This window comes from Acinetobacter sp. ANC 3903 (assembly GCF_002135315.1).
Lineage (GTDB): Bacteria > Pseudomonadota > Gammaproteobacteria > Pseudomonadales > Moraxellaceae > Acinetobacter.
This window is the reverse complement of sequence record NZ_NEGA01000002.1, coordinates 191,167-210,382: the sequence shown is the minus strand read 5'-3', so window position 1 is coordinate 210,382 and position 19,216 is coordinate 191,167. Positions and strand designations below refer to the sequence as shown.

The window sequence follows — 19,216 nt, the reverse complement described above, 5'->3', positions numbered from 1 at the left end:
CACGTTCTTGAATGTCACTCCATTTGTTTGAATTTAGCTCGGCCACAAACTTAACCTTTTACTTTCTGTGCCAGCAATTTTGGCAAACGAATCAGCATCCCGCCCAGCAATTTGGCATGAGCCTTACTCATGCCCAGATTGTCTCGCCAGACATGGTAATGAGAAATACCGCCTTCAGGGTAAATGACTTTGGTCGGCACATTGATAAAAGGCAGATTGGCCCATTTCAGACGCACCAGAATTTCACTGTCAAAGCCCATACGCGGCTGAAATTTTGCAGAATCCAGCACCTTAATGGTAGCGGCTAAAGGATAAACCCGGAAACCGCACATGCTGTCTTTAATATCTAAAGACAGGCTATTGATCCACACCCAGATATGGGTGGCATAACGGCCATAAAGGCGTTTTTTCGGTACAGACTCATCAAAAATTGGCTGACCAATCACCATCGCCTCTGGATGTTGTGCTGAAATATCAAGGAATTTGGCGACATCCTGCCAGTCATGTTGACCATCCGAATCAAGCTGCAAGGCATGGCTAAAACCTAGTTTATGCGCATGACGCAAACCGGTGATCACCGCCTGTCCTTTACCTTGGTTATGGCTATGTTCAACCAGCTCCACGCTTGGATGCTGTTCAGCAATGCGATGTAAAAGCGTAGTACATGCAGCATCACTGCCATCATTGACCAGAATGATCGGCTTCTGAAAATGATCCAAATGCTCAACCAGGGCCTCAATATAATGAGGATGGTTATAAACTGGAATCACAAAACATTGCTGCATATACATTTACCTTTAAATCTGATCGCTCGGTGTTTTAAACAACAATCGTCCAGAGGCCAAGGTCTGATCTGCATGGCTGAGTTCAAAACTGACTTTGTGCAATTTTCTGGTTAATTTTAATTGCAGCACCATAAAAGGCTTGATCAGATCCTGAAATTTCAACTGCTCAAAACCGTTACACCATTCCAAGTCGACCCAAGTCTGGCGGGCAAAATGCTGAATAAACCCGATCTGACCTACACCCGGGAAAATAGGATAGTCCGGAAAATGCCCTTTAAAGCATTCCAGTTCAGGTGAAAACTCTAAACGATATGACGCTGAATCCGCATCATTCTGTTGTTCCAATACAATAGGCAATAACATAGGTTGAAATAAGGATTTCATGTATTGTTTATTCAGCTTAGATTGGGAATTTTGCGGTAATTGTGTCAAAAAACGCCACTGTCTTGGAATGGCAATGCTTTCCAGTTTGGCTTTCAACTGGGCCTTTAAGGCCGCGACATATTGGGCTTTACTGCTATTTTGCAGCTGCTGTCTAGCCTGCTCTGACAATACCGCAACGCAGGCTAAAATCTGACGATGTTCCCGTTCCAGAATCAGCACATGGCATTGCAGCATGTCATCCAACTCGACAATTTTCTGTTCAATTGCATCCAGACTTAAGCGCTTTTCTTCCAGTTTGACAATGCGGTCTAAACGTCCCAACAAATGGAATGGGCTTTTTAAATTATCTGCTTCAAGCAGTTCAACTTTATCGCCAGTCAAAATCCAGTCTGCACTAAAAGCCTGATTGGTTTTAACTTGTAGTTCCTGCTGTTCAGTAGCCTGTATATCGACATTGGCAAACGGTGTCCACAAGGCATCATCCTGCTGGCGATGGGCAATCCCGCCGGTTTCCGAACTGCCAAAGACTTCGGTAATCGGCCGGTTCAGATACGGCCGTACACCGGATTCCAGTTTTCCACCGGATGAATATACCGTTAAGCAATCTTGTAACAGCACATCCTGAGTCCAGCGTTTTAACAATGCCGGACTGGAAATCACATAATTCTCTAGCTTAAAAGCAGCTAATTTTTTCTGAATATCCGCGACATCTTCCGGGAAAGCCAGCTGTGCCTGATAAAAACAGCGCCCGCTTGCCAGTGGCCATAGCAACTTAAACAGCAAACCATAAATATGCTGATGGCTCACTGTCGCGATGGCAATCGCCTGTTCAGCTAACTGAAAACTGGCATCCAGTCCCTGCACTTCATTGAGTAACTGACGCAAGCTGCGCGGGATTTTTTTAGGCTGACCGGTTGAACCGGAAGTGTAAAAATAGATCTGCGCCTGATTTAAAAAAGCATCATCCAGATTCAGTTCAATCGTTTGATTTTGTGAAGCAGAGACTGGCTGACGCTGTAAAAAATAAATATTCTGCTCGGCCAGTTCTTTTTCCAGATCACTGACCCGATTGGGTGGCAACAGCACCTGTTTTTTGGCCAGCAGTGCCGCAAATAGCAGCACTAAAAATTGATAACTGTCAGGCTCCCAAAGCGCCCAACTGTCCTGTGAAAGTGCCTTAATTTCATGCCTTTGTTGTATCACATCCTGCCAGAAATCCTGAAAACAGACCTGGCTTAAATCGGGCTGAATACACAGCGGTTTCAGTGAATGAAGATGATTTTGAAAATGACACAACATAATATTCTGTTTTTATTCCTGAATTTGGTTTAAGCGCTGCTGTCGTTTACGCAAGATAAATTCGCCCAGTAGTAATAGCCCCATCAACACATAGGAAATAAAGCCGTTATACAGCACCCAGGTCTGCATAGAGGCAAACAGCACGGTTGCCAAAGCAATCAGGGCATTTAGCACAAAAAAACCACACCAGACGATGGTCACTTTACGAGTCCAGATCACCCCGGTTTCGGGTAACTCCGGTTCTGCCAAACGGGCAAAACGCTCAATCATTGACGGTGGTCGAATTAAAGTCGAGGCAAAAATTATACATGCCCCTACACTCATAAACACCGGATACAGTTTCAGCCAGGCATGATCTTTTAAAATCAGGCTTAAGCTGCCACACAAAATCGCAAATCCGGTTAAGGGCCACAGCAAGGCATTGCCCTTACTGAACAGGCGCACTAGACCCAAGACAATCAGCAGGCTACTGACCCAGACATATTGTCCATGTGCCAAACTATAGCCCACTAAAAAGGGATAGAGCATCAACCCGATTGCCACTATCCCTTTAAAGATCAGTTTCATGCAGCAGACATGTTCTGAATCACAGTCACCACATCCTGCACTGTGCGTACACTTTTAAAATCTTCAGGATTGACCTGTTTACCGGTCAATTCCTTGATTTTAACCACCAGATCAATCGCATCAATACTGTCGACATCCAGATCTGTGGCTAAATTTGCATCCAGCTGAACATCTTCAGGGGTAATTTCAAACAGATCTTCCATCCATTCTCTAAGTTTTTCCAGTACTTGTTCCTGAGTTAACATCCCAACCTCTTATGCCTGTTGCTGTGCTTCAACCAAAGCCACCAGGCTTTGAATTGATTTAAAATGCTGTTTGGTTTCTGCCGATTCAGCATTCAAATGAATGTTGTAACGCTTTTTCAAAGCCAAACCGAGTTCCAATGCATCAATAGAATCTAAACCCAAGCCATCACCAAATAAAGGGGCATCGGTTTCAATATCTTCTATGCTGATGTCCTCAAGGGCCAGAACATCAATAATCATTTGCTTTAATTCATCAGCAAGATTGCTCATTTTTTAGATAACTCTTGGTTAAAAAATTGGTGTAATTGATGATTGAGCTGACGCACATTTTTTGGATTTACACTGGTATTCTCCAAAAGATCATCGACTTGAATGGCATCCAGTACTTTCACGTGAATATGAAATGGACGTGAAGGAACGTGATACCACTTTTCATTCTTGGTTAAGGTTGAAGGTGTACAAGTAATCAGTACCGGACGAATCGGCACGTTGGCACGAATCGCAATATTCGCAGCCCCGCGCTGAAACTCATTCAGCAATTCCCCTTTTGCCGTACGTGTACCTTCCGGAAAAATCAGCAACGAAGCTGATTGATCCTGCTGTAATTTTTCCACACAGTCATGAATAAACTGTTCAGAACCGGCATTTAAAATATAGCCGGCATTTTGCACCGGACCTTTGGTAAACGGATTCGACCACAGTGCCTGTTTCACGACACAGTTGGCCTGCTCCATCAAACCAATCAGTACCACTACATCTATCAGAGTTGGATGATTGGCAATCACCAGCTCCTGCTTACTGTGCTGTAATTTTTCCAGACCTTCAATGTCATAGGTCATAATTCCAAGTTTTACCATCATTTCGGTAAAGCCCTTGAAACTGTGCTGAATGACTTTTTGGGTACGCTGCTGTCTTAAACCTGGGTTCTGGGTAGATAAATTCACCAAAGGCGCCACCAGCGCACCAATGGCCACACCACCAATGCCAAAACTGGCAAAACTAAAACCGGTTGCGCCAACACGCCACAGATAGTTGGCTTTTTGTTTAATCTGATCGCGTTTTAACATTTTTGCCATGCCTGAGTTTGAGGATGTTTTAAATCCTGTTCAGATTGCTGCCAAAAATCATAGAAATTCTGAGCATCGATATATTTATGACGATGATTGCTTAATGCATGCATGTCCAGTTGCAGGTTTGCTGCTTCAAGAGCAATGATTGCCGACATGGCAAAAGCATTGAAAGGCTGAGCTTCCTGATAAATTTCCGGTAAAGCTTCATCGTAATACACCACCAATACACGTGCATTGGGCTGACCATTGGTCTTTAACCAGGCATAGGCTTCAATCAATGCTTCACTCCACGATGCAGCCAAACTGGTTGATGGTGTCGCATCCTGACATAAAATTGAATACAGCCCGGCAATGGCATTATGCACGGAAGTTGAAAACTGGGTCGGTGACGGCGTTTGATCTTGCAGTACATCGGCCAGAATTTTTAGCGTCTTATGTTCATCACCATACTGCGATGCCCAGACTATATAATCTACCGCTTCGAAATTCAGCGATTGAATGGCACTGCTTAATGCCAATTTGGCAATCCCCGACAGTCGTCTGCGCTGCATGGCCGGAATTTTTTCGAGGGCGGGAGCTGTTTCATCGGCACGACTCATGCACAGTTGTGACACATTAATTTGAAGCATTGCCGTAATTTCCACACCCTTTAATCGTTTGGCTCAAGGCCATTTTATTGGCGGGATTATAGCATTTGTAATAAAAATTACACAAAAAGTATCTTGTAGAATATTAATTATCTAAACTTATAGTTTTGATTTAATTGCGTATTTTATTGATAATTGAGTTGAAAACTGCTTATACATAAAAAAAACCAGCAACACGGTGCTGGTTTTTTCAATTCTGAATTTAAGGATTCAATTAATTGCCCTGTACCAATCGGCGAGCACTAATGATCCCTGGTTGCTGCTCCAGACGTGCCAGCAGACGTGAAAGCTGTGCCAGACCTTTGACCTCAATCAACAGTTTCATGTTGGCAATACCGTCCGCTTCAGAAATGGTATTCACCTGACGGATATTGATCTGATCCGAGAAAATAACTTGAGTCAGATCTTTGAGCAGACCGCGGCGGTCATATGCTTCCACCACAATCTGTACACTTTGACCACGGGTCGGCTGCATTTCCCAGTCAGCTTCCACTGCACGTTCAGGTTCCTGAGAAATCATGCGGACATAATCCGGACATGCCACCTTATGAATACTGACACCACGGTTCAGGGTGATATAACCGCCAATCGATTCACCATGCACCGGCTGACAGCACTGTGCAATATGCAGTTCCACATTGTCCAAACCGTCAATTAAAATACCATGTGCAGACAAGGTATGACTGGCACGTGGATTCAAGGTCGGTTTAAGCACCAGTTCAGGTTCATCCTGACCAATGTGCATATGACGATTGATCTGATTGATCATGGCATGCAGGCTAATATCACCATTCACCAGTCCAATCAGAATATCTTCACCCAATTTGACATTGAAGTGATTGCAATAGTCACTTAAATCAATACTTTTAGGATGAATCGCCAGACGTGAAAGTTCTTTATTGAGAATTTCACGGCCCACTTCCAGGTTCTTACTGCGGTCTTGCTGTCTGAACCAATGACGCAGTTTGTCACGAGCACGTGCGGTCTTAATGTAGCCGAGCGAATTTACCAGCCAGTCGCGATTCGGCTCGCGATCTTTCTTGGTTAAAATTTCGACCTGTTCACCGGTTTTTAGAGTATAGGTCAACGGCACATAGCGCTGATTCACACGTGCCGCATAGCACTTGTTGCCCACTTCAGTATGGACGTGATAAGCAAAGTCTAAAACGGTCGAGCCACGCGGTAATTCTTTAATATCCCCATCACGGCTAAACACGTAAATTTTTTCAAAGCCTTCGAAATCTTGAATCTGTTCAAAATTTTCAGTTTCATCATCTGATTTATGCGCACTCGCATCGTTACGTTCCTGATAATGTTCAAGTACGGCACGTAAAGAATGCAAACGATGATTGAAGGAATGATCGGTATTTTTCGCGCCTTCTTTATAGTTAAAGTGCGAACATACTCCAAGCTCAGCCTCTTCATGCATATCCTTAGTCCGGATTTGCACTTCAAGGGACTTGTTTTCGGCAATCACGGCAGTATGCAATGAACGGTAGCCATTGGCTTTCGGGTTGGTAATGTAATCATCAAACTGATGCGGAATATGACGCCAGATTTGATGCACAATCCCTAAAGAGTGATAGCACTCAGGGACGGTTTTGACCAATACCCGAACCGCACGAATATCATAAAGCTGGTCAAAGCTCAGGTTCTTGCTTTTCATTTTTCGATAAATCGAATAAATGTGTTTCACCCGCCCGCTAATCTCAGCTTCAATATTGTACTGAGCCAGCTCATTCTTCAGTTTATCAATCACAAACTGGATATATTGTTCACGCTCAAGCCGTTTTTCATTCAGTAAAGAGGCAATTTCTTTATAGCGTTCTGGTGCCAGATAACGGAAAGCTAAATCTTCAAGCTCCCATTTCAGTTGGGCAATCCCCAGACGGTGCGCCAAAGGCGAGTAAATGGTCAGAATTTCACGCGCCACACGTTCCTGACGCTCTCTAGAGGCTTTGGTCAGCTCCCGCAAGGCATAGGTACGTTCTGCCAGCTTGATCAGTACTACGCGAACATCTTCAGTCACTGAAATCAGCATTTTGTAAATGCCGCTTAAATGTTCACGCTGGTTGTTGTTAAAATGATCTTCTAGGCGCTTGTTCTTTTCAATCAGCTCGGAAAGCTTACCCATCGCCAGTGTGCCTTGCACCAGACTATAGACTTGCTCACCAAAATGTTGCTGTACCTCTTCCAACGTCATCACGCCTTCACGAACGCTACGATACAGCATTGCGGCAGACAAGGTCGCTTCATCGACATGCAGATGCGCCAAAATATCCGCCATTTCAATGCCGGTATAAAAGGTATTTGAGCGATGATCGACAGTCGTTTGTAGCTCTTTATATAAAGTCAGATGTGCAACTTCTTCGAGTTGTTTTAGCGCCGTATCATCTAATATGCCACGAACCCGATTTAACCATTCGGCCAAATCATGTCGAGCTTGTTCGGCATGTTCTACAGTCGCTTCCTCCGACAACTCATTGAGACGTCCAGGAAGTTGCTCACGTACTGTGACCATACCCTACTCCTACTTTTTTACACTTCATATTATAAATCGTTTATTTCTTTATATTTTTCGAATAAGGCAATAGATTCCACATGTCCCGTATGGGTAAACATGTCCATTACCCCAGCCTTTTTTAATCGATAACCATGTTTCACCAGTACACCCGCATCTCGCGCCAATGTTGCAGGATTACATGATACATAAACGATTCTTTTTGCACCAAACTTGGGCACATAATACATTATTTCTTCCGCACCGGAACGTGGTGGGTCAATCAATAATGCATCAAATCCTTGATTTGCCCAAGAATGCTGCGAAAAATCTTTTGTTAAATCTTGTGAATAGAACTGAACGTGAGTCATGCCGTTTTGTTTAGCATTTTCTGCCCCACGTTGTACCATTTCTTCACTTCCTTCAACAGCGACCACTTGTCCGGTTTCACCGACACAACGAGCCAGGGGTAAAGAAAAATTTCCTAAACCACAAAACAGGTCGAGAACGCGTTCACCTTGCTGCAACTGAAGCAAATCACATGCCAGCTTCACCATCTGCGGGTTAATGGTCGAATTTACCTGAGTAAAATCCAGCGGATTAAAGCCAAATTTCACATCAAACTCATCCAAAGCATAATGCAAACGCATCGCCGCGGTCGGATCATCCACTCGATGCAAACTGTCGCTACCTGCAGGCTGCAAATACAACTGCCACTGTCTGTTTAACGTAAACTGTTTTAATTGGTTGACATCATCGGATGACAATTTTTCAGTATGACGAACCAGCAGCGCAATGTCCTCATCCCCCATGGCCAATTCTACATGACCAATCGCTGCTTTGCCCTTTAGACTTTGGAGTAATTGTTTTAACTCGGTGATGGAACCAAATTCACGGTCTAGTACCATACAACGGTCAATCGGAGTCAGTTTATTGCTTTGACGCTCACGAAAACCCACTACCAGCTGATCTTTAGCCGGAATATAGCGCACACCAATACGCGCTTTACGGCGGTAATCCTCTCGCTTGGAACGTAATGGTGCCAACCATTGTTCAGGTTGAATGCCGGCAAAATGTTCCAGATGAGATTTCAAGACATCCTGTTTGAGTCGAATTTGCTCATCTTGCTGAATATGCTGCATATTACAGCCCCCACAGACACCGAAATGCGGACATGGCGGTTGAACACGCAAATGCGAAGGCTCACTCAGAATTTCAACACAATCTGCTTCTTCTAAACGTTTCACCACATTGGTAATTTGGGCTCTCACCGTCTCACCAGGCAAGGCATAAGCAATAAAAACTTTTTTACCGTGCTTGTCACTCGGATGATCGGGATGTGATCCATAGTGTGCTATCCCCCGTCCTTCATGTGAAAGAGACTCAACCTGAAACGTATAAATCGGATGTTGAGCTGGACGTGGCTTGGTTCTATGTTTCATGAATACCTAGAGTGTGGGAGAAAAAAAATCTGCAGTGGTAAATTCGGTATGTTGTGAGGTTTCACGCCATACCTGGAGAAAATCCGCATGCTGCGGTTGTTGCTGTAAATACTGGATGGTGGTTTGAATCCAGTAACGATGGTCTTCAGTCAGTAACTGGCCTTTCAGCAATAACCAGCGTAAATAGATCAGCCAGGTATTCAGCACATCGCCTTCACAGTAGCTGGTCAGTTTTGACCACTCTTTTGCACGGACATATTCCGGAACATGGTAAGCACCATCACCGCGTTTGCCCGGGAAACCGAGTAAGTGTGCAACATCATCCAACTTCTGGAAATGACGACCATTAAACATGGCCATGACATCCATTAAATCGACATGACGCTGATGGTAGCGATTCTGGTAATTATTATAGCGCTTTTGCTGATCAATTTCGCCCTGATCAAACAAACTTGGTGCCGAAAGACCATGATACATGGCACGAAACAGGATCACCGGCAAATCAAATTGCGAGCCATTCCAGCTGACCAATGTCGGATGACGCTTGTCAAAAATGGACAGGAATTTTTTTAAGATTTCCGCTTCGCCGTATTGCTCGCGGCTAAATGAAAACAGCTTCATTGCGCCATTTTCATCAATCCAGAGACCCGAAATACAGACAATTTCATGCAGCGGCAAACGCTGGAAATCCATACCGGATTCCTGACGGCGCAATTTCATTAACGCCTGCTCAAGATCTGCTTCGGGTAAATCCAGATGATATAAATGCGCCCCTGACTTTAAATCGGTCAGCGTTTCGATATCGAAAATTAAGACAGGTAAGCGCATTTCATCTCACAATTTTGAATTATTCAGGATCGACTACAGAGAATAAACCGGTAGACAGATAGCGGTCGCCACGGTCACAAATGATACAGACAATCACGGCACCCGGATTTTCTTCCGCCAGTTTAATGGAGGCCCAAACAGCACCGCCCGAAGAAGTTCCGGCACTGATGCCTTCTTTGCGCGCCAATTGACGTGCAGTTTTTTCCGCTTCAATTTGCGGAATATCCATAATGCGGTCAACGCGTTTTGGATCAAAAATGGTTGGAAGATATTCTTGTGGCCAACGACGGATACCGGCAATATTTGAACCTTCAGAAGGTTGTAAACCGACAATCTGAATATCAGGATTTTGCTCTTTCAGATATTTGGAAATCCCCATAATCGTGCCTGTGGTTCCCATGGAACTGACGAAATGGGTAATTTTACCACCGGTTTGTTGCCAGATTTCTGGACCGGTGGTGAGATAATGGGCTTCAACATTGTCCGGGTTACCAAACTGGTTCAAGACCAGTCCTTTCCCTTCTTTTTGCATTTGTAGCGCCATATCACGCGCCTGTTCCATATTTTCAGATTCAATCAGCTCGGCGCCATAAGCACGCATGGCATCTTTGCGTTCCTGACTGGAACCGGCAGGCATAATGAGTTTCATTTTATAGCCACGCATAGCAGCCACCATCGCCAAGGCAATTCCCGTATTTCCACTGGTCGCTTCAATCAATGTATCGCCTGGCTTGATTTGACCACGTTTTTCAGCTTGCATAATCATATTGTACGCTGGGCGGTCTTTTACCGAACCTGCAGGATTATTTCCTTCAAGTTTAGCCAATACTGTTGCTTGAGTATGACTTGCCAAACGTTGTAAACGCACCAGAGGAGTTTTTCCTACATAGTGGTCCAGTAAAAATTCGTCAGCTTGGAAATCAGGGGTAGTATTACTCATTATTTGCACCTATATCGAGGTGCGCCTATTGTATGAAAAAATGCTTCCTCCTGCACCCATTTAGCAGGCTTTTTATTGAAAGTGATTAAAGCGCAGCCAGTTTTAAATAAAGCGTGCTAATATGCAAAGCATAGGGAATCAACTGCTTTAACCATGTCAAATATCAATAAAAAGTTATTTAAGCGTCTACACTTAAATCATGCTTATGGACAACTCATCGCCATGATTTTTGTCCCCATTATGGTTTTGGCATGTGTGGGGGCATTGCTGGTTTTATCCGAAACATCCAATGCATCACGTGCGCAGCAACGTCAAATGGCGATTGCCATTGTGGCTCGCTATCAGCTTACCGCCGAAGCTGCATTCGATCTGCTCAACAGCTATCCCTGGCAATATGATCAGGCCCGTAATACCCTGCAGGTGATGCTGGATGAAAAACATCTCATTCGTGCCGCAATTATCGATCCCCAAGGCAGAAACCGTTTAAGTATTGGTTTTCAAGATCAGGAAGCTTGGCCCAAGATTGACGCTAAAGCCGATTTTGTCGGCCCTATCCTGCATAATCACAATCATATCTATGCCTTAAAAATTAATGAACATACCGATAACCCGGCCAGACTGGTGATTGAGCTGGATAACCAGCCGCTGGAAATTGCCCACTACCGGGTCATGATTGTACTGATCGCCACAGGTTTATTGACTTTATTGCTGCTGTTACTGTGCCTGAATTTCTATTCACGGCGCTGGATTGCGCCGATGTACGAAATCCGGATGCAGTTACAGCGTCTGAATGCCGACACCCTTGATCAACACATGGTGATTAACAGTACCGGTGAATTGCGCTTATTGCAGCGCGATATTGCCAATGTAGTCAAACGCCTGCACTTCAGCTTTCTGGAACTCAAAGAACATACCGAACAGACTGAAGATGATTTGCGCCGCACTCTGGATACCCTGGAAGTGCAAAACATTACCTACCGTCAGGCACGCGACCAGGCGATTTCAGCCAACCAGTCCAAATCGGTGTTTCTGGCCAATATCAGCCACGAATTGCGTACTCCCTTGAACAGTATTGATGGCTTTATTCATTTATTGCTGCGTCAAGGCAACCTCAGCAATGAGCAGAATCTGTATCTGCAAACCATTCGTAAATCATCTGCCCACCTGCTGGCACTGATTAACGATGTACTGGATTTCTCCAAAATTGATGCCGGCAAGCTGGAACTGGAAACTGCACCGTTTGATCTGGAAGAAGCCATTTTTGACGTGATGGATATGCTCTCGCCATTGGCGGCACAAAAGCATATCGATATGGCCTTTTATTATGCCGATAACGTACCCACCCAAGTCATTGGCGATGCCCTGCGCTTCAAGCAGATTCTGACCAACCTGATTTCTAATGCCATCAAATTTACCCCGGATGGTGAAATTATTGTCCGTGCCCGTATGGAACATGATGATATCGGGCAATGTTTATTGCACTTTAGCGTGCAGGACAGTGGTATCGGCCTGAGCGGTACAGACCGTAAAAAACTGTTTGAATCCTTCTCGCAAGGCGATGCTTCAGTGACCCGTCAATTTGGCGGTACAGGACTCGGCCTGGCTATTTCCAAACAGCTGGTGCATTTAATGCAAGGGCAAATTGGCTTTGAAGATAATCAGGAACGTGCACCCACTGAAAAAGGTTCCACTTTCTGGTTCACCGCCATGTTTGTCGTGGAGGAAGATATTGAAATTGTGCATCCGCACTTTAATCAAATGCAGGTGGTTTCCTATTTGGCCCACCCTGCAACAGCCAATATTTTACGGCATTATCTTGAAAATTATGATGTTCATCATGTCGAAACCACCTCGATTCTGGACTTGTTCAGTCAGCTGAATAAATTCTCGAAAAGCGATGAAAATACCTGGCTGATTGTCGATCATAGTGGCGATAGTGAAGCTTTGCTGAAAGAAATACGCAACCGCTATCATGGCAATATTGCGGTGTATGGCTATCAGATGGCGCTTGATCCAAACATGCTGAACGAGTACCGTGCACGCCCACTGTATCAACCGCTAAGCCGCAGTGCCTTGATCCAGCTGCTCAGCAATCAGCCTATTTTCGAGCAAGATGTACATGAAGAGTTTAATGGACAAGGTCTGCATGTACTGGCCGTGGATGACCATTTACCGAATCTGATTGTTCTGGAAGCGCTGCTCGCAGAACTCAATGTCACTACCACCAAAGCTCTGAGTGGTCAGGAAGCCATTGATATTATCCAGCAGCGTATAGCACAAGGGTTGCCTGCATTTGATGTGGTGTTTATGGATATTCAAATGCCGGTCATGTCCGGTATTGATACCACCCGTGCCATTCGCTCGCTAGAATCGACCTTGGAAGACCATAAACGCTTGCCAATTATTGCCCTGACTGCCCATGCACTGGCGGATGAAAAGCAGAAACTGTTGCAGGTGGGCATGGATGATTACGTCACCAAACCGATTCAGATGGAACAGATTACTCAGATTCTGACCCACTGGACTTCGGAAAGCTTTAAAAAGGCTAAAAGTGTAGAGCAATCCATTCTGATTGAAGCGCTGGATCCAACTATTCTGGATTGGCAACAAAGCCTGCAACTGGCAGCCAATAAAGAAGATTTAGCCATCGATTTACTGAAAATGCTGACGGACAGTTTTCCGACCGAACTGGATGAAATGCAGCAGTTAATCGAGATGGAAGATTTTCCGCAACTGGAACATGTGCTGCACCGTTTATATGGTGCAACCCGTTATGTAGGTGTGCCGCACTTGCAAGAAGTAACCGGTGGATTTGAGCAGTTTGTTTCTTCCTTACGTAAAGAACGACGCAAAGCAGATGAAGCCTTTATTCAGGAAACCCTGACACGCTTTGCTGAATTGCAGTCAGCCATTCAGCAGGTTGAACAGGCTTCACAGCAAATTTTAAACAAACAGAATATCTGATCGGGACTGATGCTAATTTTGCCGGCAACGTCCATCCTTAGATGTGACTCTGCTGTCATGTATCTTGGCATGTATCATAGAAATGTCCATGTTATGCTCAAAAGCATATAAAAATACAGGTCTATCTCATGGCGTTACTTCGCATAGAAAAAAACAATGGTATCGCAACCGTTTCTTTAAACCGTCCGGAAAAACGCAATGCCATGAGCTTTGCTTTATTACGTGAACTGGTGAATGCCGCCAAGCAGATCAAAAAAGACCGCTCGATTCGTTGTGTCATTTTAACTGGCGAAGCACATGTGTTTAGTGCCGGAATTGATCTGGCCGATTTAAATGCACCGAAAAATACCGCCTACGCCGCCTGGGAGCTGATTAAACCAGGACAAAGCTTATTCCAAAAAGCCTTTCTGATTTGGCAAGAACTGCCTGTTCCTGTGATTGCAGCGATTGAAGGTTATTGTCTGGGTGCCGGGATGCAATTGGCACTAGCTGCGGATATTCGTATTGCCCATCCGGATACCAAAATGTCAATTATGGAAAGCCGCTGGGGACTGGTTCCGGACATGGGACTGACCCGTTCAATTAAAGGCATTATCAGTGTTGATCTGGCCAAAGAGTTGACCTTGACTGGACGTATTTTTGATGCCAACTATGCCAAAGAAATTGGTTTGGTCACCCATCTCGATGCCTCTCCTGTAACTAAAGCTCAAGCCCTTGCAGAAGAAATGTTGCAACGGTCTCCAGATGCACTTGCTGCAGCCAAACGCGTACTGGATGCCATGGAACATGAACCGAAAAAATCGTTACGTCTGGAGAAAATCTGGCAGCTGAAATTACTGTTAGGTAAAAACAGTAAATTGGCTCGTAAAAAAGACAAGAACCCTGAAGTTCAGTTTTTACCACGTCAATATAAGTAAAATAGAGACATAACAGGATCGTTCAGAGAAAAACACATGAGTTTTGATCGTAATACAAAAATTGCATTCTTAGGCATGGGTCTCATGGGAAGCCGAATGGCGACCCGGCTGATTCAAGCCGGTTTTGAAGTGGCTGTATGGAACAGAACGGCATCCGCCTGTGACGTGCTGATTGATATGGGCGCCACTGCCCTAGACTTGCAAAATATTGGACAATATCCGGTGATTCTGACCTGTCTGGCCGATGATGCTGCCGTACAAGCGGTTTATGACCAGATTCAGAGCAATTTACAGGCTGGTCAAGTAATTGTGGACTTCTCCAGCCTGTCTGTGGATAAAACCAAAGTTTTGGCAGAGCAGGCTCAAACTCGTCAAGTCCAGTGGATTGACTCCCCTGTTTCCGGTGGCACGGCAGGTGCCGAACAAGGCACACTGGTGATCTTTGCCGGTGGGGACAGGCAAACCATCCAGGATTTATCACTAATTTACAATGTACTTTCGCAACGTGTGACCCGTATGGGTGAAACGGGCACCGGACAAGCGACCAAAATTTGTAATCAGCTGATTGTGGCAGCCAACAGTACTCTTATTGCTGAAGCGGTGGCTTTAGCTGGACAAGCTGGTGTGGATACCACTTTGCTTGCCCCTGCACTTGCCGGTGGCTTTGCCGACTCAAAACCGTTCCAGATTTTAACCCCACGTATGGCCACGCATACTTTTGAACCGGTGCAATGGAAAGTTCAAACCCTGTCCAAAGACTTAAATAATGCCGTACAGCTGGCTGAACAGTTCAATTTAAATATTCCTGTAGCAAAACAGGCACTTTCACAATTGAAAACGCATCAAAATAAAGGCTATGCTGAAGCTGATCTGGCGACGGTGATTCAACTGGTTGAATCTTGAGCAAAACATTTTTTAGCGAGCAAGGAGTAAAGCATGATTAAGCTGGCGGTAAATTTATCGATGATTTTTACTGAAGTGCCTTTGCTTGAGCGCTTTGCTCTAGCGCAAGCACACGGATTTCAGCATGTAGAAATTCAGTTTCCCTATGAACTCAGCATTGAACAGATTCAGACCCAACTGACCCTGCATGATCTTAGCCTGTGCCTGATTAATGTGCCTGCAGGTGACCTGATGCAAGGTGGCAATGGTCTGGCTGGCATACCGGGTCAAGAAATCGAGTTTCATCATGCCCTGGAACAGGCAATTCAATACGCCACAGCACTGAATGTACCCAGTGTGAATATTCTGGCCGGCAAGCAACCGCTAGATGCAGACTTGTTGCCTTGCTTAAATACCCTGGCAAAAAATTTAAAACTGGCCTGTTCCATGCTTGCTGCACATAACATCCAACCAGTGTTTGAAATGATTAACAGCACTGATATGCCACGCTTTTTGGTGCAGAATATTGCCCAGGCCCAGGAGATGCTGGAAGCTGTTCAACACCCTGCGCTGAAAATGCAATATGATTGCTATCACATGGCGATGATGGGTGAAGATGTACTGCAAGGCTTAAAGGAAAATATTCAGGATATTGGACATATCCAATTTGCAGACTGTCCGGGACGACATCAGCCCGATACTGCACAAATTCAATATGCAGAAATTTTTCAGTGGTTAAATCAAAGCACTTATGGCGGTTTTACTGCGGCAGAATACCGTCCACAGGCGCATTCAAACCATTCTTTTGCATGGAAAGATAAATATTTTGCAAAACATCCGCAAAGTTAAATTATGAACTGATTTGAAATTCGGCACCAAAACCGCTATATTACACGATGAGATATTGTCCGGAAATTAAACCCTTTATGAATTTAGAACCATCGCCCAGCGCTTCTAATTCTCTCGAACACGCAATGAATGCTCATGCTAAAGATGTACAAGCTTGCTTAAAAGTTGTACATGAAGCCCTATTAGATGTAAAAGCAAAAGATATTTTAGAACTTGATGTCAGCGCAATCAGCAATGTGGCAGATGCCATGGTTATTGCTAGCGGTACATCAACCCGTCACATTAAAGCCCTCGCAGACAACGTTGCTGAAGAAGCACGTAAAGCGGGTTTCCGCCCTATCGGCGTTGAAGGCGAACGTGATGCTGAATGGATCTTAATCGATCTTGGTTTTGTGGTGGTTCATGTGATGCTTCCAACAGCGCGTAAATTTTACGACCTTGAAAGCTTATGGCGCGCGACTCCAGAATCAGTAGCTTAAAAATTTAAATTAAAAAAGCGACCATAAGGTCGCTTTTTTTATCAGGTCACTCAAGCCTTGGATTAAGGCTGAGCCACCATCTGATCAAGACAGAGCAAAACTATAATAATTGATGTAAATCTACCTCTGGATATTTGTTCTTAATATCCATTTTTACCCGGGCATAAACCTGATCTGCTTTGCTTGGACCATAGAATTCACAATAGCATTCATATGATGCGGTTATCACCTGAGCATAACTGGTGAGCGGTAAACATTCTGCAAAAGCAGCGTCATTCAGATTTGCTGATTTTTCAATCGCAATGCCCAAGGCTTGGACATGATTTTTGACTTCCGCATTAAAATCATTCAGATCAGCTGGAACAACTGTAGCGACCACACTATTGATTAAATCAACAAAAGCATCGGCAAAATCGGCTGAAATCGGCACCTCCGTTTGCACTTTTGGCTGGGTATCCAGTAGCACCTGTTTTTCAACCGCCGACATCTCACATAACACCTGTTTTAACATTTCTTTGCGATGAATACGCAATTCATCGGTATTGCAAATGTCATTCATAAAACGGTTGAGGACAAATGAAGGTTTATCACCATACTCCTGTTCCCAATAACTCAACACCCGTTCCAGTACAGTTCCTTGCAAATAATGACTTAAACCGCGTTCAATCGCCTGTTTCTTTTGCATCACAGTGAGTAATTCATTTGGCATAGCGAAACTCCCCTTGTTGGTTTAGTGGCGTTTGGTAATATCATCTGTTTCAAAAGTCACATCACGCTGAAATTCGGGATAAGATAGTTCGGCATGTTCGGTATAATCCAGGCCACGTTGTTCATGCTGTTTGCTCACGCGTAACCCGCCCAGCAACTTGTCCAGAATTTTAAAAACGATCAATGCAACCCCAAAGCCCCATGCAAATGCAGCGCCTATGCCCAAAAGCTGAATCGAGACAATTTGTGAATTAAACATGTCTGTTTCAAAAAATAGTCCTGCTGCCAGCGTTCCCCACGCTCCACAAAAACCATGAACCGTCACGGCATCAACCACATCGTCCAGTTTGAGTTTTTCCATCAGACTTGGCAGCACACTCACCAGCAAACCTGCAACAAGGCCGGTAATTACGGCAAATAGTGGTGACATGGTGGCACAACCTGCGGTAATACCGACCAGACCACCCAATGAAGCATTAATGGTGGTTTTCATTAAAATTGCTTTGCCACGAATCAGGGCATACAGCATATAAGCAACCGCACCAGAACAAGCCGCCAGATGGGTATTCAGGGCAATGCGGCCAATACTGACATTGGCATTAATGGTCGATGCCGCATTAAAACCAAACCATGCCAACCAAAGCACAAAGCCGCCCAAAGCCACCAAAGGCATGTTATGCCCTGCCAGATAATGACTTTGTCCATTACGCCCAAAACGCCCCAAGCGCGGCCCCAGTACAATAATCCCGGCCAGTGCGACCCAGCCACCGATTGAATGCACCACACTGGAACCGGCAAAATCGATAAAGCCCAAAGCTTTCAACCAGCCTGAGCCATCAAAAATACTGCCCCAAGCCCAGCTGCCGAACACAGGATAAATCAGGCCGCTGACCACTGCTGCACTCACCACATAAGCGACAAAGTGAATACGCTCAGCCATGGCTCCGCTGGCAATGGTGGTTGCTGTTGCTGCAAACATCATTTGAAAGAACAATAGATTCCAATGCCAACCATCCATGACATTGGGTGCAAAATGACTGGTTCCGATCCAACCTGAAGCATTGACCCCAAACATCAAACCAAAACCTACCAACCAGAATATCAATCCCCCCAGACAAGCATCCATATAGTTTTTCATCAGTACATTCACTGTATTCTTGCTGCGTACCGAGCCACTTTCGACCAGCGCAAAACCGGCCTGCATAAAGAACACCAAGATACCGCCCATCACCACCCATACACTGTCGAGTGATAAGCGTATTTCCTGAATATTGGCAGAAGTTGCCGCCCCCTCACTGGCAAATACCGGTAATGAACATACAGTTAACAACCCCAACAGATACTTTATTATTTTCATGAACAGTCCCCCTTAAACTTGATCACAAAAATGCAAAAGAAATGCCAAATTCCAGGGATATATTAGATCTCTTTCATAAATTCAAAAATGTTCAATATTAGATTTTTTTAAATCAGCACGGCCTCATTTGATTGATTTAATTTTTTTACCTTTTCGTAGGCAATCTCTCTACTTTTGAAAGGTCAAAATGAGGATCTCAAAATATATTTTGAGTCCGTAAGAAAAACTTTTTGTTTCCCATACACGACTTCCTGAGCCAGTTTTAAGCAATGCTTTAAAATGCAGCGCAAGGGATGGGAAACATGTGGCATCCATGTCACATTCATGAATCCAATACCTACTAAAAATCTATT

17 protein-coding genes and 1 pseudogene are annotated in these 19,216 nt (G+C 44.5%); 5 read left to right on the top strand and 13 right to left on the bottom strand.

Translation table 11 applies throughout. The features are described from left to right. Nucleotides 1-50: 50 nt before the first annotated feature. From B9T29_RS02345 to cysM, 11 genes and pseudogenes are all read right to left on the bottom strand, one after another. Nucleotides 51-785: a glycosyltransferase family 2 protein gene (locus B9T29_RS02345; RefSeq protein ID WP_086174383.1), complete on the bottom strand. Its 735-nt coding sequence runs from the start codon at nt 783-785 to the stop codon at nt 51-53. A gap of 12 nt (nt 786-797) precedes the next feature. Beyond that, nucleotides 798-2,468 (bottom strand): AMP-binding protein, encoded by a 1,671-nt coding sequence (locus tag B9T29_RS02340; RefSeq protein ID WP_086174382.1) that lies wholly within the window; start codon nt 2,466-2,468, stop codon nt 798-800. Nucleotides 2,469-2,480: 12 nt separating this feature from the next. Next, nucleotides 2,481-3,035: a septation protein IspZ gene (locus B9T29_RS02335; RefSeq protein WP_086174381.1), complete on the bottom strand. Its 555-nt coding sequence runs from the start codon at nt 3,033-3,035 to the stop codon at nt 2,481-2,483. After that, a complete protein-coding gene (locus B9T29_RS02330) occupies nt 3,032-3,280 on the bottom strand; it encodes an acyl carrier protein (protein ID WP_086174380.1) in 249 nt (82 codons plus the stop codon). The genes B9T29_RS02335 and B9T29_RS02330 overlap by 4 nt, the downstream gene beginning before the upstream one ends. A 9-nt stretch (nt 3,281-3,289) precedes the next feature. After that, the gene (locus B9T29_RS02325) at nt 3,290-3,550 is read right to left on the bottom strand and encodes a phosphopantetheine-binding protein (RefSeq protein WP_086174379.1); all 261 of its coding nucleotides are present in this window, start codon (nt 3,548-3,550) and stop codon (nt 3,290-3,292) included. Next, a pseudogene (locus B9T29_RS02320) lies at nt 3,534-4,347 on the bottom strand (lysophospholipid acyltransferase family protein). Before B9T29_RS02320 ends, B9T29_RS02325 begins: the two are co-directional and overlap by 17 nt. Next, entirely contained in the window at nt 4,341-4,979 is a 639-nt protein-coding gene (locus tag B9T29_RS02315; protein ID WP_086174378.1) for a beta-ketoacyl synthase chain length factor, read from the bottom strand. The pseudogene B9T29_RS02320 and the gene B9T29_RS02315 overlap by 7 nt, the downstream one beginning before the upstream one ends. Nucleotides 4,980-5,211: 232 nt before the next feature. Continuing rightward, entirely contained in the window at nt 5,212-7,518 is a 2,307-nt protein-coding gene (locus B9T29_RS02310) for a RelA/SpoT family protein (RefSeq protein ID WP_086174377.1), read from the bottom strand. A gap of 29 nt (nt 7,519-7,547) precedes the next feature. Further along, nucleotides 7,548-8,939 (bottom strand): 23S rRNA (uracil(1939)-C(5))-methyltransferase RlmD, encoded by a 1,392-nt coding sequence (gene rlmD / locus B9T29_RS02305; RefSeq protein WP_086174376.1) that lies wholly within the window; start codon nt 8,937-8,939, stop codon nt 7,548-7,550. A 6-nt stretch (nt 8,940-8,945) separates the two neighbouring features. Continuing rightward, nucleotides 8,946-9,767: a 3'-5' exonuclease gene (locus B9T29_RS02300; protein ID WP_086174375.1), complete on the bottom strand. Its 822-nt coding sequence runs from the start codon at nt 9,765-9,767 to the stop codon at nt 8,946-8,948. A gap of 19 nt (nt 9,768-9,786) precedes the next feature. Beyond that, nucleotides 9,787-10,707: a cysteine synthase CysM gene (cysM, locus tag B9T29_RS02295; protein WP_086174374.1), complete on the bottom strand. Its 921-nt coding sequence runs from the start codon at nt 10,705-10,707 to the stop codon at nt 9,787-9,789. Between the two features lie 153 nt (nt 10,708-10,860). Between cysM and B9T29_RS02290 the strand changes: the two genes are divergently transcribed. The 5 genes from B9T29_RS02290 (at nt 10,861) to rsfS (ending at nt 16,798) form a co-directional block, all read left to right on the top strand. Further along, a complete protein-coding gene (locus B9T29_RS02290) occupies nt 10,861-13,671 on the top strand; it encodes an ATP-binding protein (protein ID WP_086174373.1) in 2,811 nt (936 codons plus the stop codon). A 128-nt stretch (nt 13,672-13,799) separates the two neighbouring features. Beyond that, nucleotides 13,800-14,588 carry a crotonase/enoyl-CoA hydratase family protein gene (locus B9T29_RS02285; RefSeq protein WP_086174372.1) on the top strand — a complete coding sequence of 263 codons (789 nt, stop codon included), beginning with the start codon at nt 13,800-13,802 and terminating at the stop codon, nt 14,586-14,588. Between the two features lie 36 nt (nt 14,589-14,624). Next, nucleotides 14,625-15,491, top strand: coding sequence for an NAD(P)-dependent oxidoreductase (locus tag B9T29_RS02280; protein ID WP_086174371.1), 867 nt, complete (start codon nt 14,625-14,627; stop codon nt 15,489-15,491). Between the two features lie 33 nt (nt 15,492-15,524). Further along, nucleotides 15,525-16,319 carry a hydroxypyruvate isomerase family protein gene (locus B9T29_RS02275; protein WP_086174370.1) on the top strand — a complete coding sequence of 265 codons (795 nt, stop codon included), beginning with the start codon at nt 15,525-15,527 and terminating at the stop codon, nt 16,317-16,319. 77 nt (nt 16,320-16,396) lie between these two features. Then, complete coding sequence (gene rsfS, locus B9T29_RS02270; protein ID WP_086174369.1) at nt 16,397-16,798, top strand: ribosome silencing factor; 402 nt, start codon at nt 16,397-16,399, stop codon at nt 16,796-16,798. 100 nt (nt 16,799-16,898) lie between these two features. Here the strand turns inward: rsfS and B9T29_RS02265 are convergent, their stop codons facing one another. After that, nucleotides 16,899-17,507, bottom strand: coding sequence for a hypothetical protein (locus B9T29_RS02265; protein ID WP_086174368.1), 609 nt, complete (start codon nt 17,505-17,507; stop codon nt 16,899-16,901). A gap of 21 nt (nt 17,508-17,528) precedes the next feature. Then, nucleotides 17,529-18,863 (bottom strand): ammonium transporter, encoded by a 1,335-nt coding sequence (locus B9T29_RS02260; protein ID WP_086174367.1) that lies wholly within the window; start codon nt 18,861-18,863, stop codon nt 17,529-17,531. Nucleotides 18,864-19,216: the final 353 nt, after the last annotated feature.